Raw genomic sequence first — 15639 nt, forward strand, 5'->3', positions numbered from 1 at the left:
GTTATGCCTTAGGTGGTTGCGACGTCGATGAGCCAATACGATGGAAAGGAAGACTTAAGCTGCTGCGTGGTCGGCCAAGCAAAGCCAGTGCATTCCCTACCGCGGGGGCTATAACGGGTACACCAAGTTCGCCAACGCCGCTAGGGGCCTCAGAAGACGGAACGATGACAACCTCTATTTCAGGCATATCATGAATACGCAGAGGACGATAACTGTTGAAATTTGTTTGTTCTATACGGCCATCTTTCATCGAAATATTGCCGTAAAGCGCAATACTGAGGCCGTAACCGATACCGCCTTCAATTTGCGCCTTGATGACATCAGGATTAACTGCGATACCGCAATCTACTGCACACCAGACTTTATGAACTTTTGGCACGCCGCCGGGACCAATGGAGACTTCGGCAATCTGCGCCACACTTGTTCCAAATGCTTTCGCCACGCCAACGCCACGCATTCTGCCTTCGGAAGCCACAGAACCAGTCCAGTTAGCAGCTTTAGCTACGGCGCGAAGCACGCCTGCTTCACGCGGTGCATTTTTCATTAGAGCAAGCCTTCCCTCTACAGGATCCTGGCCGGTTTCATGCAACAATTGATCGATAAAACTTTCAACCGCGTGACCGGTATGCGTACTACCAACTGAGCGCAATGAGGTGACGGGAACTTTGCTTGGAATAATATGGGCATCGCAGCGAAAATGGTCAAAGGTATAGGGTGTCTCCTTGGCTCCCTCCACCATGGTGCGGTCAACGCCATCTTTGATCATTGCTGCAAAGGCGCTGTTTACAGTAAATGAATGCCCTGCAATGGTATTTGTCCACGCGATAATTTTGTTATCTTTAATCGCGGCTCGAAAGCGATGCAACACCATCGGCCGATACCAACCGCCGGTTAAATCGTCTTCGCGGGTGGAGATAAGTTTCACTCCCTGCCCTGGGCCTATTGCTTTCGCGACAGCAGATAAGTCAAGCGCAAGATCAGGACCGATCACTTTATTACCAAGGTCGATACGCCTTCCGAAACTGCCGCCAGCCAGAATGGTCTCGATATGCACCTTTTCCGGAGGAAGCTGGAAGTATTCGCATAACTGTTTTTGGTCGAGCGTTTGAATTTGGCAGCCATATTTGGCCTGAACGCTCTCACCATCCCAAAGCATATAGGCAGCGAGAGGCTCCATTGGTGCATGAGCCAGCCACGGGAAGGTATATTCCGCTTCAATTACCTTATCTAAATTTATGTCATTGAAGATGTGATCTGGATTTCCACGCTGCGCGGCCACTGCGCCAGGCAATTTGGCTTTTTCTCTAAATTCTGTAAACAGTGCATCTGTGCTGCGTTTTTCTGCAGCAGATTCGTCCCATTCAGTGTGTAATTTATCCCGGCCACGAATCGCAGCCCATGATGAACGGGCATATACCGCTACGCCAGATTCCGTAGACTTAACCGCTACAACTCCCGGAATTTCTAAAGAATCGCTGGCATCAAATGACTTTAATGTTGCGCCAAAGTAAGGAGGTTTTTTAATTATCACGGTCAGCATATTTTTCTCTTGGATATCCTGAGAGAAATAAGCACTACCATTTGTCTTCGCGTCTGAATCAACCCGGTGTGTACCGCCAACTTTACCGATTAATTTAAAATCAGCGGCGGATTTTAGGTGAATATCATCCAGGGAAGGAGGATTAAGCGTAGAGGCAAGCTTGGCAAAATGGCCAAAGCGTTCTGAGCGACTGCTGTTAATATGGTGAATCACTCCATTATCAACGGTAATCTCGTTAGCGGGCACTTTCCATTCGTGCGCCGCTGCGTTAATCAGCATAATACGGGCAATCGCACCCATTTGGCGCATCTGCTCGTAAGCATTAGCAACGGCGCTGGACCCGCCAGTCCCTTGAATACCCATTTTAAGATTTTTATAAACATTCGTGTCTACGGGAGCCGCAATTACCCGAACATTTAACCAGTCAGCGTCCAGTTCTTCCGCAATGAGTGTCGCCATGGCGGTATAAATACCCTGGCCAACTTCAGTATGCTTGCTGAGTACAGTGACGATGTCATCAGCGCCTATTTGCACAAAAGCATTCGCACTAAATTTTTCAGCTATCCCATTCACAGCGTGAGGTTCATTGGCAGTAATTGCAGCCGCTCGAACCGCTTTTGCAGGAAGCCAGGCTCCGATAATTAGCGCGCCTGCACCCGCCATAAAACGGCGTCTTGAAAACTGAATGTCGGGAATATCCATCGCACCATGCTCCAAAAAAATGTTAATCGTTCTTCTAAGTTTTTGATGGGTTATTGATAAAATCACTGGCGATATTTTTAATCTAAATTTATGAATGCCAGCGATTCAGGCTTACGGACACTAATCTTCAAAAGTATCATGCAGATAATTTTGAGATAATACGCGTTTTGAGATAGGGGCTATGAGCCACATTAATTAATCATGTAACGCTTCTACCAAATCTTCTTTACTGCTATGACGTTGCCATTTTTCCTGACGCTGGCCTAGCCAAAGCCCCAACAAAAGCCATGCTGCTGATAAGGGTATAGCTACTACAGCGATACCCGTCAAACTCAACCCAACAGCAAGCATTCCGGCATAGCTCCAAGCCGCAACCTGATCACCCGTGCGATAAACAACGGTATCAATAAAGTTTTTAGTCTTATATCTATCTTCGCGCGAGACAGCACTAAAAAGCACCTCACGAGCAGGACGAGTTAGCGCATAATTACTTACGCTACGAGCGACCTGAAAAACGATGAAAATACCGATGCTGGGGAACGCAGCTAAACCAGAAAAACCTAAAATGCTCAACAACGGCATTGCACATAAGGTAAATGCAATTCCAATCCAGGCAATAATTCGGCCCGTAAGAAAGAGTTGAATAACTAACGTGATGCCATTTATCCAGAGATTAATACTGGCGAAGAATGCTGTACGAGAAGAAGAATCAGTAAAATTTTGAGCTGCAATTGTAGCCTGCTGAAAATAGAGGATTGTTGAAGTAATGGCATAGCATAGAATGAATATAGCGATCCCCAATAGGTAGGGTGATCTGAAAGTGTGAATTATTCCGGAAAAAAGACTGCCTTTTAATGGTCGGTGTGCTTCTTCTTGTTCAATAGGGAGTTTGAAGGAATCGCTTATTGATGACAATCGACGAGCCGCAAAAACTGCAAATTCTAAAAGAATGATTGAAAGAACCAAAAGCCAATTCTGGCCAATAATCTCAACCAGAACAGAAGTTATTGAAGAACCTACTATTCCTCCTACCGTGGCACCGGAAGCCAAGAAAGCGAAGAGGCGTTTAGCTTGATCTGCGGAAAAAATATCGACTACAAAAGACCAAAAAACAGAAATAACGAAGAGGTTGAAAACTGACACCCATATAAAAAATGCACGCCCTATCCATACACGCTGCTCTGATGTGACAAACGAAAGAAGCAGAATAAAAATAACGATATTAAACATAAAAAAACGGTAACTAATGGCAATGAATTTTTCTCTAGGCCAATGTTTCACTACCAAAGCAAATATGGGGTTAATCAGAATCATTGCAATCAATGTTCCGCTAAATAACCAAGGTAAATTTTTCACTCCTCCAGCAACGCCCATTTCTTCGCGAATAGGTCTAAGTACGTAGTAAGCTAAAAAAAGCGAAAAAATATACAACCATGACCAAAGCAACGCCCTGCCTTCACCAGGATTTATACGTACAATGCTTTTAAGGAAATTGTCAGCTATCCTCATTGATTTATTTTTATTAAAAAGTGTAATGAATGAGGTCATAATGCTTTGTATTCCTCACGTTCAGGCTGAAGTTTAAAGTCAAAATTAAACTGTAAGAAGGGTAATTATTCATTACCCTGTTTAAATGTAATTTAGAGTAAAGATCTTATTTTTTAAACTGTTCGCGAACCAAATCAATGTCGCGCAAAACATTTTTTGGCTCTTCTTTCAAAGGTAAATTATCTCTGTCGTTAATTGCGTCTATTTGCTCTGCTGGATCAGCGGGTAAAGCAGCGAATAAAGGATCCAGATTTGTTTGGGCTGGCCCCTTTTCAGCAACTAACTCAAACGTTTTATGATTTGCCGATGAAGATGTGAGTGACTCAACAAGAACTTGGGCAATCTGGCTGCGCGAGACAACACCATCTGATGGTGAACCAGTCCAATGAGTATCTCCCTGGCGTAAAACCAGCTGATGCTGATCGCTGTCGTTATAGTCAAACCAACCGGGCCGAACAATGGTGTATGGCAAACCACTTGCACGGACAAGCCTTTCTCCACGACGTTTCCAGTCGTGTCCAACCGTCGGTTTCGTCACGCCCACAGTTGTCATCAGGGCTATTCTCGCTGGCGCTTTAAGCACACTAAGGATGTTACGTACCGCTCCATAGTTTACCTGCTCCGCACCCTTTGGATCGTTTCCACTAATGCCGTGCGTAAAAATAATACCAGTGACACCGATAACGGCTTCATGAAGCGTTTCAGGACGGGTTAAATCACCCACTACAACTTCGACACCTTCGGGAAACAATCTGGCCTGCTTAGGATCTCTGACAAGAGCTCGGGTTTCATAGCCTTTTCTATAGGCTTGCTCAACGACGGGTTGGCCGATACTGCCACTCGCACCCACTACTAATATAATCGGTTTTTGCCTATCCAAGAGATTCTCCTTTTGATCATGTGTCTCAGTTGCAGCACGATTTTGCGAACTCGGCGACGCCGCTGAGACGTTGCTAAAAATAAAAGTTGTGCCTAACATCATCACCAAAATTAAATTGGATAGAACAATATTCATGTAATCCTCTCAAACAGTCGTTGCCACCCCACTGCCACTAGAGCAATAAAATTAAGGGGGCATTTCTTCTGGTTTTAGAATTGTAATTAAGAAAGCTGTCACTAAGCTGACCTGAAGATAACAGAACTGTCAGTTTCAGGAGTTTAGGTGTTTAATCGCCAGAGAGGTTACAAAAACATTATCGGTGAACAACTTGAGCCAAGGCCACTTTGGAAAGGCCTTGGATATAAACATTTATTATTTAATCAATAACCACTGGGTTGCTATGATTTAGGCGTATTTTTTTACTTCGTTAAATTGACTTTGTATTGCTCATCGGTCACTTTTTCCAGCCATTCAACGGGACTGCCGTTTAATGATTCAGCAATAGCAATGTGTGTCATGGAATTATCCCGTGTAGCACCATGCCAATGTTTGATACCTTCAGGGATGAAAATGATATCGCCCTGATTCATCACGACAGTATCTTCACCTTCACACTGAATCCAGCCCTGGCCGTGTGTAATAATGAGCGTTTGTCCAAGTGGATGCGTGTGCCATGCCGTACGTGCTCCCGGTTCAAAAGTCACTGTGGCACCGCCAACTCGAGAGGATTCTGTACCACTGAAAGGTGCATCAATTCTTACTGTTCCAGTAAAATACTGTTCCGGACCTTTGTTTGAAGGTACCGAGCCGTTTGCAATAATTTTCAACATGTCATGTTCCTCATTTCGGTAATCATTAGTCAGTTCACTTTAACAAACCAATACGACGATTATTACTACTGAGTTCAGAATGCACCTATGAGCAATATTCATTAAATTGCGAGCGCTTTTATAACGAAATATCGCCAGCTTTTATAAAGCTGGCTTTGATTTTTCTACAAAAGCTGACTAATTCATCAAAATAATATTTAGCTAACTCTTATTGGTCGTCCTCATCATCTTCATCATTTGTTTTCCCACTAAAGCGGCTGCGCACCACGACAAAAAAGACTGGTACAAAATAAATCGCCAAAAGTGTGGCTGCTACCATGCCGCCAATTACGCCAGTACCTACAGCATTCTGTGCGCCTGAACCCGCACCGGTGCTAATGGCCAAAGGAAGTACACCGAGAATGAAAGCCAGCGACGTCATCAATATCGGGCGTAAGCGCATGCGTGAGGCTTCAAGGGTGGCTTCGATGATGCCTTTACCCTCTTTCTCCGTCAGATCCTTGGCGAATTCCACGATCAGAATCGCGTTCTTCGCTGCCAGGCCAATGGTGGTAAGCAGGCCGACCACGAAGTAGACATCATTGCTTAGGCCTCTGAGCGTCGTCGCGGCCAGCGCACCGACCACACCCAGCGGCACCACCAGCATCACCGAGAAGGGAATGGACCAGCTCTCATACAGCGCGGCGAGGCACAGGAACACCACGATTAACGACAACGCATACAGCGCAGGAGCCTGATCGCCGGAAAGACGTTCTTGGTAAGACATGCCTGTCCAGTCATAGCCGATGCCGTCAGGTAACTGAGAAGCGAGTTGCTCCATCAGCGCCATGGCTTCACCGGAACTACGTCCCGCCGCGGGCTGTCCGAGGATCTCTACCGAAGATAAACCGTTGTAACGCTCCAGACGCGGTGAGCCATAAACCCATTGCGCGGTTGAGAAGCTGGAGAAGGGCACCATTTTCCCGTTGCTGGCGCGCACGTACCAGTCGCCCATGTCTTTCGGCATCATGCGATAGGGTGCATCACTCATCACGTAGACTTTTTTCACCCTGCCGTGATCGATAAAATCATTCACGTAGCTGCCACCCCATGCGGCACTCAGCGTGGCGTTGATATCGTCCAGCGTTACGCCAAGCGCGGTGGCTTTTTCCTGATCGATATTAATTTTGTATTGCGGGTTATCTTCCATGCCGTTGGGACGCACGGCGGTCAGGACATCGGGATGCTGCCGCGCCAGATCCAGCAGCTTATTACGGGCTTCAATCAGTTTGTCATGGCCGAGGTTTGCCTGGTCAATCAGTTCAAAATCAAATCCCGTGGCATTACCCAGCGCAATAATTGGCGGCAGGTTGAACGCGACGACCGTACCATCGACGATGCTGGAAAAAGCCTGTGTGGCGCGGCTGACAATGGCATCGACTTTATTCTCCGCCCCGGTGCGCTGTTCCCAGTCCTTCAGGCCGATAAACGCGATGCCGACATTCTGGCCGCGTCCGGCAAAGCCAAAACCGTTAACGGTAAGCACGTTTTCAACGTTGGCTTTTTCCTGTGTCAGGTAATAGTCATTAATCTGGTCGAGCACCTTTTGCGTGCGTTCCTGCGTCGCACCCGCTGGCAGAATCGCCTGCGTCGCGAAGACGCCCTGATCTTCAGCCGGTAGGAATGAGGTGGGCAGGCGCATAAACAACACCGCCATCCCCACCACAATCACGCCGTATATCAGCAAATAGCGGCCTGACTTATGCACCATGCGGCCCACGGAAGAGGTGTAATGCTCCGCGCTTTGATCAAATTTACGGTTGAACCAGCCAAAAAATCCGCGCTGATGGCCGTGTTGACCCGGCTTAACCGGTTTGAGGATGGTGACGCATAACGCCGGGGTGAGAATTAATGCCACCAGCACCGAGAGCGCCATGGCAGAAACGATGGTGACTGAGAACTGGCGATAGATAACGCCAGTACTGCCGCCGAAAAAGGCCATGGGAACAAACACGGCGGAGAGCACCAGCGCAATGCCGACCAGCGCGCCCTGAATCTGCTCCATCGATTTACGCGTGGCCGCCTTGGGTTTGAGGCCTTCCTCAGCCATCACGCGCTCAACGTTTTCAACCACCACAATGGCATCATCGACAAGTAGCCCGATTGCCAGCACCATGCCGAACATGGTCAGGGTGTTAATCGAATAGCCAAACATGCTGAGAATGCCGAAGGTGCCCAGTAACACTACGGGTACGGCAATGGTCGGGATCAGCGTGGCGCGGAAACTCTGCAGGAACAGATACATCACCAGAAACACCAGGATGATGGCTTCGGCGAGCGTCTTCACCACCTCATGAATCGAGATGTTGATAAATGGCGTGGTGTCGTACGGATACACCACCTTCATACCCTGAGGGAAATAGGGCTGAAGCTGCGCGATTTTGGCCCGGATGGCTTTGGCGGTATCCAGCGCGTTGGCACCGGTGGCCAGCTGGATCCCCAGCGCTGAGGCCGGTTTGCCGTTCACCTTCACCACAAAGTTATAGTTTTCGCCGCCTCGCTCGATACGCGCCACATCATGCAACCGCACCTGCGATCCGTCTGCATTCACTTTTAACAGAATATTGCCGAACTCTTCCGGTGAGGTGAGCCGCGTCTGCGCGATGATAGAGGCATTCAGCTGCTGGCCTTTCACCGGCGGCGCACCACCTAACTGCCCGGCAGCAATCTGCGCGTTTTGTGATTCGATCATGCTCATCACATCCACCGGCGTCAGCTGGTAGTTATTCAGCTTATTGGGATCGAGCCAGATACGCATAGCATATTGCGAGCCGAACAGCGTGGAATCACCGACGCCGCTGATACGACTGAGCGGATCTTTGATATTCGAGCCAACGTAATCGGCGATATCTTCCATGCTCATTTTGCCGGTTTCATCGACAAATGCCGGTACCAGGAAGAAGGTGCTGGAGGATTTACGCACGGTAATCCCCTGTTGCTGAACCTCCTGCGGTAGCAGCGGTGTCGCCAGCTGCAGTTTGTTTTGCACCTGTACCTGAGCGATATCCGCATCGGTGCCATTTTCGAAGGAGAGTTTCAGTTCCAGCGTGCCGGATGAATCGCTGGTCGATGACATATACATCAGCCCGTCCAGCCCACTCATATTCTGTTCGATCACCTGGGTGACAGTATTTTGCAGAGTAGTGGCATCGGCGCCGGGATAAGTTACGCGGATCTGAATAGCGGTCGGTGCGACGTCAGGATATTGCTCCACCGACAATCGCATGATGGAAATAGCCCCTGCCAGCATGACAATAATGGCCAGCACCCAGGCAAAAATCGGGCGGTTAATAAAGAATTTGGACATCAGTGAGCAGTTCCTTGTGCAGCAGCATTGGCAGTCATATCAACCGGGGCGACACGTTGACCGGGCTGCGCGCGCTGAATGCCCGAGACAATCACCCGTTCCCCGGCCTTAACACCGCCCGTCACCAGCCATTGATCGCCTTCGGTTTGTGAGACCGATAGACTGCGAACTTCCACTTTATTGTCAGGACTCACCACCAGAGTGGTGGCATCGCCACGTGGCGTGCGCGTAACTGCCTGTTGCGGGATCAGAATGGCCTGTGGATTGGTGCCCTCGTCGAGTCGGGCGCGAACAAACATGCCAGGCAGCAAGGCGTGATCCGGGTTGGGTACGATGGCGCGTAGGGTGATTGAGCCAGTGGTCTGATCCACAGTGACATCAGAGAAGGCTAAGGTGCCCTGTTGTGGATAAACGGAACCATCGGTCAGGATCACGTGCACCAGCGCTTTGCCGTTGTTTTGCTGCAACTGACCTGAAGCCAGCTCCTGCTGCAACCGGAGGAAATCCTGGCTGGATTGAGTGACATCAACGTACAAAGGATCGAGTTGTTGCACGGTCGCCAGTGCATCCGTCTGGCCATTTTGCACCAGTGCTCCTTCGGTAACGGAAGAACGGCCAATGCGCCCTGCAATGGGAGCCGCAATGCTGCTCCAGTTGAGGTTGATGCGCGCACTGTTGAGTGCTGCCTTTGCCGAGTCTACGTTAGCGCGCGTCTGTGCTGCAGTGGCTTCCGCCTGGTCCAGATCCTGACGGCTGATGTATTGCGTGCCGGCTAAGGGGCGATAACGCTGCAGTGTGGCTTGCGCCATGCGGGCGTTGGCTTCGGATTCCGCCAGTGCGGCGCGCGCATTGTCATAAGCTGCCTGAAAAGGAGCGGGATCGATTTGATATAGCTTTTGTCCGGCGGTTACATCACTGCCTTCGGTAAATGCACGCTTTAATACCAAACCTGAAACCTGCGGACGTACTTCTGCCACGCGAAAGGCAGAAGTACGTCCGGGAAGTTCGGTGGTAACCGGCAGGGATTGGGTGTGTAGCGTAACAACGTTTACCTGGGGCGCATTTTTCGCCGGCATTTCACTGCCCGTCGAGTTATCACAACCTGAAAGCGTCAATGCAATAAATGAACAGAATAGCGCACTGGGGGTTAGCGCCCATTTAATCGGCATTACTGAGATCCCTTGTAAGTGAAATTATATTGGTATAGTGAGGTGTTGCATATTTAATCGACGAAATCTGGCAGGCGGGAGGTTATATTTTCGCACAAAGGATCGGGTGAATGACTGTTGTGAGTCATAACCATATTTCACTGAAATATCGATAACCGTCTCGTGGCTACGCAGCAAGTCTTTGGCTGCAGATTCCAGCTTTCGGTCACGAATATAGTGGCCAAGGCTGACGTGCATAATACGATGAAACATTCTTTGCAGATGCCATTTGGAGTAGCCTGCGCGCTCGGCAACCTGTTCTATTTTTAACGGAGAATGAATGTTAGCTTTAATCCACTCGGCCAGTTCATAAACAATTTTCTCATAACGATCCATAATTTCACCCGTTCTATTCTTAGTCAAAGTAAAGGCGAAACAATTGAAAGCAATAGAATGCCCGGCGCTCCGTTTAACTGAGCGGATAAGCTATAAAGACGGTATGGTGTGCTTTCGAATCTATCTCGCCAGTGAACGACATCTCTTGCGACTGAATTAAGAGTAACATTACAAGATACAGATTATTAGCATATGAAATCAGATAGGCTTTATGAGATTCTTTCATGAGTAATGCATCATAAAGTGAACAAGTCGGTAGTACAGATGCTATAGAGTGATCCACTTCAAAGTGAACGACTGCGGTGAGAAGCGATATGTGAAATAGCCACATATGTTTCAGCTTGCTTATGATAGTTTCATTGAACCCGGACAGAGATGTGAGTAGGCGATGCTAAGAGAAAATTTCAGCGATCTGGTGTATCTGGTGATGGTCGCCCGAGAACGCAGTTTTACCCGTGCTGCCGCCAAATTGGGTGTCTCTCAATCCGCGCTAAGCCATGCCATGCGCGGCCTGGAAGAGCGGCTTAAGACGCGGCTGTTGACGCGCACCACCCGTAGTGTGGCACCTACGGAAGCCGGCGAACAACTTATCCGGAATATTGCGCCCTTGATGTCAGATATTGAAAAGGCGCTGGTGGCTTTGACCGAACACCAGACGCGGACCTCGGGCAATATCCGGATTACCGCCGGTGAACATGCGCTGCACTCCACGCTTTGGCCATTAATTAAGCCTTATCTTCAGGAATACCCCGAAGTGAATATTGAACTCTCTGTTGATAACACGTTAAACGACATCGTTAGCGGGCGTTTTGATGCAGGGGTGAGATTAGGCGAGCAGGTTGAAAAGGATATGGTGGCGGTGCGCATCGGCCCTGACTGGAGAATGCTGGTGGTTGCGACGCCCGAGTATTTTAGAAATCACGGTATTCCTGAAACACCGTATGAGTTGCAGCATCACAACTGTATCAATATGCGCTTGCCGACATTGGGTGGGTTGTATAGCTGGGAGTTCACCAAAGATAAAAAAGATATTCGCGTTAAAGTTGAGGGGCAGCTTATTTTCAACAACCTCAGTTCGCGAATTGAAGCAGCACTTAGCGGTATGGGAATTGTCTATGCACCTGAAGATGCCGTGCAGAAATATATCGATGGAGGTCTGTTGCAGTGCGTATTGACCGACTGGTGCGAATCCTTTAGTGGTTACTATTTGTATTATCCCAGCCGCAAACAGCACACCGCGGCGTTCTCGAAATTGATTGAAGCGGTGCGCTATCATGGCCCAGTGTAATGTGTTGGTGGGTTAGATGTATTTATTAATAATAGCAGCTTACAGAAGGACAAATTCATTCAAACTAGCGATGATCGCCACCTAAATATGTACCAATTTGCTGACACAGCTGCAGGGAGGCTGAGTTTTGGTAGTGCAATGCAAAAGCTGGATACAGAGATCAGTTTGCGCAGTGCGGTTTCCGTGGACTAGTTTAGGTTCCGATTAGAGTTTGACCTATAGTTGCCCCTGTTACCATCTCGAAGCTATGAAGAAAGCTAATGAGTGGCGGTGCATGAATCATCTTCACTGCCCTTATCCTGAAGCCGCGAAGTTCAGAACAGCTTAATTCCCTGTATATGGCGTCAGGGTAAATAATTCAAGCTGACATAATACGGCGTACTATTATAATTGATATATAATTTAATGACTTACAATTTTCTCACTTGTAATTATTTTATCAACATCCATTCTGCAAGTTTTGATAACATCTGAATGCATTTATCGATTTGTTCAACAGCCACAAATTCATCAGGTTTGTGTCCTTGTTCCATGCTACCCGGTCCGCAAATCATTGTGGCGATGCCTGCCTCATCAAACAACCCGCCTTCAGTGCCAAAAGCAACGGTGGAGAATTGATTGCAGCCGCTCCATTGTGATAACCACTGTGCAAACTGAGACTGCGGATCGGTGAGTAAGCCAGGGTAGCGGCTTAGCGGCGTAAAATGAATAGCGCTCTCCTCTGCCACGCCGCGCATTGACGGTAAAAGGTGCTGCTGTGCATAGCGTTGCGCTTCATCCAACACGCCATCAATATTGATATCTGGTAGATGGCGAATCTCAAAATCAAACTGACAATACTGTGGCACAATATTTAATGCACTACCGCCCTGAATCACGCCGATTTGAAGGGTGCTGAAAGGTGGGTCAAAACGTGTATCCTTCTGCAGCGCCAGATGCGCACGACTTTCATTCAAGTGGTTGATCATCTTGGCTGCAAACTCAATAGCATTGACGCCATCAGGAGCATACGCAGAATGGCAGGCGCGTCCATGTATCTGACAACGCATCGCCACTTTTCCTTTGTGACCATAAACCGGTTGCATCTCGGTTGGTTCACCAATAATACACAGCGCAGGTTTTTCGCTAGATGCCTGGAGCAATTCGATCATACTGCGTACGCCGAGGCAGCCCACTTCCTCATCATATGAAAAGGCAAGATGCAATGGCATGCGTAGAGGCATCGCCAGAAAGTTATCAAGCGAAGCCAAAACGCAGGCCAGAAATCCTTTCATATCCGCACATCCGCGCCCGTAGAATCGGCCGTCGCGCTCGGTGAGTGCGAACGGCGGCACTTGCCAGTCTTGTCCATCAACCGGAACCACATCAGTATGACCAGAGAGCATCACACCACCATCCCCCTCAGGCCCGATACGTGCGTAAAGATTAGCCTTGGTGCCCTCGGCATTGGTAATTCGCACTGTCGACACACCACGTTGGTCTAGGAAATTCTCAATCCAGCCAATTAACGCCAGATTAGATTCTCGGCTGGTGGTGTCAAATGCCAGCAGCGTCGCCAGAATGTCACGCGCCGCGTTAATCATCACCTGGGACGCCGTAACTTGGGGCTTCGCGCGGATCCAGAGCCCTTGTTACATAGGCCTGCATTTGCGGTTCATAAGCCTGCCACAGCTTAGCTAAAACGGCTACCGGATCTTCTTCGGCCCAGTCAACACGCAGATCTACTAGTGGCCATGTATAATCGTCCACTACTTTTACCGCAGCTGAATGCACCGGACCCGCTTCACCGCCAGCATCAATACCCGCTTGTAAGGCGGTCACCAGACGGCTTGTCAGCTCACCACTCGATGACTCAAAGGCTGTAACCATTGCCGTAATCACCGATGATTCCTTCAACATATTGCCTGCTGCCACACAATCTACACCCTGCACCACGTGATGAATTCCCAGTGTTTTCTGACCACTGAATGCCATGATGCTGCCATTGGCATCGATAACGGTCACTTGGCGATACTCGCTGAAACGATCTTCTGCCAGGGCACTTTTCATGGCTTGCTGCGGTGTTGAACCCGCTTCAAGTAACGCAAGGATTTGCTGCCCTAACGCGGGTAACGTAATATTTTGACTGGAAACAGCACCAATGCCTGCCACAAGCCACGGACAACGAGCCCCTACAGCAATGCTTGAAGAGCTAATAGCAATACCCAGCTGCCCACTCTCAGGACAACGCGCTGCAATCGAAATTGTCATGGCTTCTCCTTGCTATTCCACTCATCTGGAATAACAGCGATCACATCTATCTCCATTAACCATTGTGGCTGTGCCAGCGCAGAGACCACCAATCCTGTGGAGATAGGAAAGACACCTTTTAACCATTTACCTACCTCCTTATAGACGGGTTCGCGATATCGTGGGTCAATGATGTAAGTCGTCGTTTTTACCACGTGGCTCAAATCGCTTCCTGCTTCTTCCAGCAGCTGCTTAAGGTTTTTCATCGCCTGTTCAGCCTGGGCACCTGGGTCGCCCAGACCCACTAGGTTACCGTTAAAATCGGTTCCAACCTGGCCGCGAACATAGACCGTATTACCGGCGCGCACCGCCTGACAAAGATCGTTGTCCAGAGACTGGTTAGGATAGGTTTCTTTAGTATTAAACATGCGAATACGTTTATGAGTGGGCATAGCGGCTCCGTGAATTAAAAGTCGTGCGAAGTTTGGTATTGCTGATACTGGCGCTGAATAGCGATCTGATCGGCTATGAATTTAGCGTCATGCCACACACCCCAGATAAATGTCGATCCGCGACGCGATAACCAAGGTAAGCCAAGGAAGTAAACGCCCGGTTCGCTTGAAACTCCACGGTGGTGCAGAGGACGCTGTTGCTCATTAAATGCATTTACCTTGAGCCAGCTGTAATCTGCCACATACCCCGTTGCCCAGATAATGCTGGTAATGCCCGCTTCAGCGAGATTGAGTGACAGCGTAGGGTCGGTGATACAAGCCGGATCAGGCAAAAACTCACGCGCCTGCGGTTCGGGAGGCAAATCAAGACCATTACGTTGGATGTAAGCATCAGCGGCATCCAGTAATGATAAATAATTGGCATCTCCATTGGCTATGTTTTGAGCGAGATCGTCGCCGAACGATACGTACTTATCGTTAAAACTCTGCGTCAGTCCAACCAGATTTACCCCTTGCTGCGCCAGACGGCGGAAATCCACTGTGTGTCCCCCACGCGCTCCACTTACCGCAATAGTGACGTGCTCTTTACCCGGCTGATTTGCGGCTGCATCCCATAATCCCAGAACCCCAAGCCACCAACAGAAATCACGGTTACGATAGGCGCGTGGAGGCCTGTCGTGTGCTCCTACCGACAGCCAAACGTCCTTCCCTGCGCGCTGCAATTCGTCTGCAATCTGCACACCAGAAGAACCTGCGCCAACCACTAACACCCCACCCTGTGGAAGCTGCTGCGGATTTTTGTATTCGGCAGAGTGAATCTGGAAAAGCGCGCTATTTTGCGGCGCAATGGGAGGGATCACCGGACGCTGGAAAGGCCCCGTTGCAGCCACAATCCGCTGAACATTGAAAACCCCTGCAGAAGTTTCCACCCGGAATCCGGCGTGACCCGTATTGCGCTCTGCGCTCAACACCTCAACGCCAGTACGCACAGGTGCCTGATATTTTTCGGCATAGCTGGCGAAGTAATCAGCCACCTGTTCTTTACCCACAAAGCTGTCAGGCGAGCAGTCAGGAAACTCTAAGCCGGGAAAGCGGTCGTGCCAGGCTGGACCGTTAGCAACAAGTGAATCCCAACGGCGGCTGCGCCAGGATTCAGCAATGCGATCTTTTTCCACGACAATATGCGGAATACCGAGGTGCGTCAGGTGTTCGCTCATGGCGACTCCCGCCTGACCCGCGCCAACGATTAACGTATCTGTTTCAGTCACTGATGTTGTCAT

The 15639-nt window shown here is 49.1% G+C and carries 12 protein-coding genes; 1 reads left to right on the forward strand and 11 read right to left on the reverse strand.

From position 1 onward, the window contains the following. Nucleotide 1: 1 nt before the first annotated feature. The 7 genes from PMI17_RS02090 to PMI17_RS02120 form a co-directional block, all read right to left on the reverse strand. Nucleotides 2-2242: a xanthine dehydrogenase family protein molybdopterin-binding subunit gene (locus PMI17_RS02090; protein WP_007885562.1), complete on the reverse strand. Its 2241-nt coding sequence runs from the start codon at nucleotides 2240-2242 to the stop codon at nucleotides 2-4. Nucleotides 2243-2437: 195 nt separating this feature from the next. Further along, nucleotides 2438-3790: an NTP/NDP exchange transporter gene (locus tag PMI17_RS02095; protein WP_007885564.1), complete on the reverse strand. Its 1353-nt coding sequence runs from the start codon at nucleotides 3788-3790 to the stop codon at nucleotides 2438-2440. A 106-nt stretch (nucleotides 3791-3896) separates the two neighbouring features. After that, nucleotides 3897-4805, reverse strand: a complete 909-nt coding sequence (locus PMI17_RS02100; RefSeq protein WP_007885566.1) for an SDR family oxidoreductase — start codon at nucleotides 4803-4805, stop codon at nucleotides 3897-3899. Between the two features lie 284 nt (nucleotides 4806-5089). Next, nucleotides 5090-5500: a cupin domain-containing protein gene (locus tag PMI17_RS02105; RefSeq protein ID WP_007885568.1), complete on the reverse strand. Its 411-nt coding sequence runs from the start codon at nucleotides 5498-5500 to the stop codon at nucleotides 5090-5092. A 208-nt stretch (nucleotides 5501-5708) separates the two neighbouring features. Next, nucleotides 5709-8846 (reverse strand): efflux RND transporter permease subunit, encoded by a 3138-nt coding sequence (locus PMI17_RS02110; protein ID WP_007885569.1) that lies wholly within the window; start codon nucleotides 8844-8846, stop codon nucleotides 5709-5711. Next, complete coding sequence (locus PMI17_RS02115; RefSeq protein ID WP_007885570.1) at nucleotides 8846-10015, reverse strand: efflux RND transporter periplasmic adaptor subunit; 1170 nt, start codon at nucleotides 10013-10015, stop codon at nucleotides 8846-8848. The genes PMI17_RS02110 and PMI17_RS02115 overlap by 1 nt, the downstream gene beginning before the upstream one ends. 24 nt (nucleotides 10016-10039) lie before the next feature. Continuing rightward, nucleotides 10040-10390, reverse strand: coding sequence for a helix-turn-helix domain-containing protein (locus PMI17_RS02120; RefSeq protein ID WP_007885571.1), 351 nt, complete (start codon nucleotides 10388-10390; stop codon nucleotides 10040-10042). Between the two features lie 388 nt (nucleotides 10391-10778). On the opposite strand from PMI17_RS02120, the gene PMI17_RS02125 reads away from it, so the two are divergent. After that, entirely contained in the window at nucleotides 10779-11678 is a 900-nt protein-coding gene (locus PMI17_RS02125) for a LysR family transcriptional regulator (protein ID WP_007885572.1), read from the forward strand. A 431-nt stretch (nucleotides 11679-12109) separates the two neighbouring features. Here PMI17_RS02125 and argE read toward each other — a convergent pair whose 3' ends face one another. From argE to PMI17_RS02145, 4 genes are read right to left on the reverse strand one after another with little or no spacing between them, the layout of a single operon-like run. Next, on the reverse strand, nucleotides 12110-13261 hold the full coding sequence (gene argE, locus PMI17_RS02130) for an acetylornithine deacetylase (RefSeq protein WP_007885573.1): 1152 nt from the start codon (nucleotides 13259-13261) through the stop codon (nucleotides 12110-12112). Next, a complete protein-coding gene (locus tag PMI17_RS02135; protein WP_007885575.1) occupies nucleotides 13254-13928 on the reverse strand; it encodes a DUF1028 domain-containing protein in 675 nt (224 codons plus the stop codon). Before PMI17_RS02135 ends, argE begins: the two co-directional genes overlap by 8 nt. Then, complete coding sequence (locus tag PMI17_RS02140) at nucleotides 13925-14359, reverse strand: RidA family protein (RefSeq protein ID WP_007885577.1); 435 nt, start codon at nucleotides 14357-14359, stop codon at nucleotides 13925-13927. The genes PMI17_RS02135 and PMI17_RS02140 overlap by 4 nt, the downstream gene beginning before the upstream one ends. A 14-nt stretch (nucleotides 14360-14373) precedes the next feature. Continuing rightward, nucleotides 14374-15639 carry an NAD(P)/FAD-dependent oxidoreductase gene (locus PMI17_RS02145; RefSeq protein ID WP_007885581.1) on the reverse strand — a complete coding sequence of 422 codons (1266 nt, stop codon included), beginning with the start codon at nucleotides 15637-15639 and terminating at the stop codon, nucleotides 14374-14376.

It is taken from the genome of Pantoea sp. GM01 (genome assembly GCF_000282675.1).
Taxonomy (GTDB): domain Bacteria; phylum Pseudomonadota; class Gammaproteobacteria; order Enterobacterales; family Enterobacteriaceae; genus Pantoea; species Pantoea nemavictus.

Coding starts and splice junctions, on each gene's coding strand:
- PMI17_RS02090 (WP_007885562.1), bottom strand. CDS start 2,242: ATGGATATTCCCGACATTCAGTTTTCAAGACGCCGTTTTATGGCGGGT.
- PMI17_RS02095 (WP_007885564.1), bottom strand. CDS start 3,790: ATGACCTCATTCATTACACTTTTTAATAAAAATAAATCAATGAGGATA.
- PMI17_RS02100 (WP_007885566.1), bottom strand. CDS start 4,805: ATGAATATTGTTCTATCCAATTTAATTTTGGTGATGATGTTAGGCACA.
- PMI17_RS02105 (WP_007885568.1), bottom strand. CDS start 5,500: ATGTTGAAAATTATTGCAAACGGCTCGGTACCTTCAAACAAAGGTCCG.
- PMI17_RS02110 (WP_007885569.1), bottom strand. CDS start 8,846: ATGTCCAAATTCTTTATTAACCGCCCGATTTTTGCCTGGGTGCTGGCC.
- PMI17_RS02115 (WP_007885570.1), bottom strand. CDS start 10,015: ATGCCGATTAAATGGGCGCTAACCCCCAGTGCGCTATTCTGTTCATTT.
- PMI17_RS02120 (WP_007885571.1), bottom strand. CDS start 10,390: ATGGATCGTTATGAGAAAATTGTTTATGAACTGGCCGAGTGGATTAAA.
- PMI17_RS02125 (WP_007885572.1), top strand. CDS start 10,779: ATGCTAAGAGAAAATTTCAGCGATCTGGTGTATCTGGTGATGGTCGCC.
- argE (WP_007885573.1), bottom strand. CDS start 13,261: ATGATTAACGCGGCGCGTGACATTCTGGCGACGCTGCTGGCATTTGAC.
- PMI17_RS02135 (WP_007885575.1), bottom strand. CDS start 13,928: ATGACAATTTCGATTGCAGCGCGTTGTCCTGAGAGTGGGCAGCTGGGT.
- PMI17_RS02140 (WP_007885577.1), bottom strand. CDS start 14,359: ATGCCCACTCATAAACGTATTCGCATGTTTAATACTAAAGAAACCTAT.
- PMI17_RS02145 (WP_007885581.1), bottom strand. CDS start 15,639: ATGACAACATCAGTGACTGAAACAGATACGTTAATCGTTGGCGCGGGT.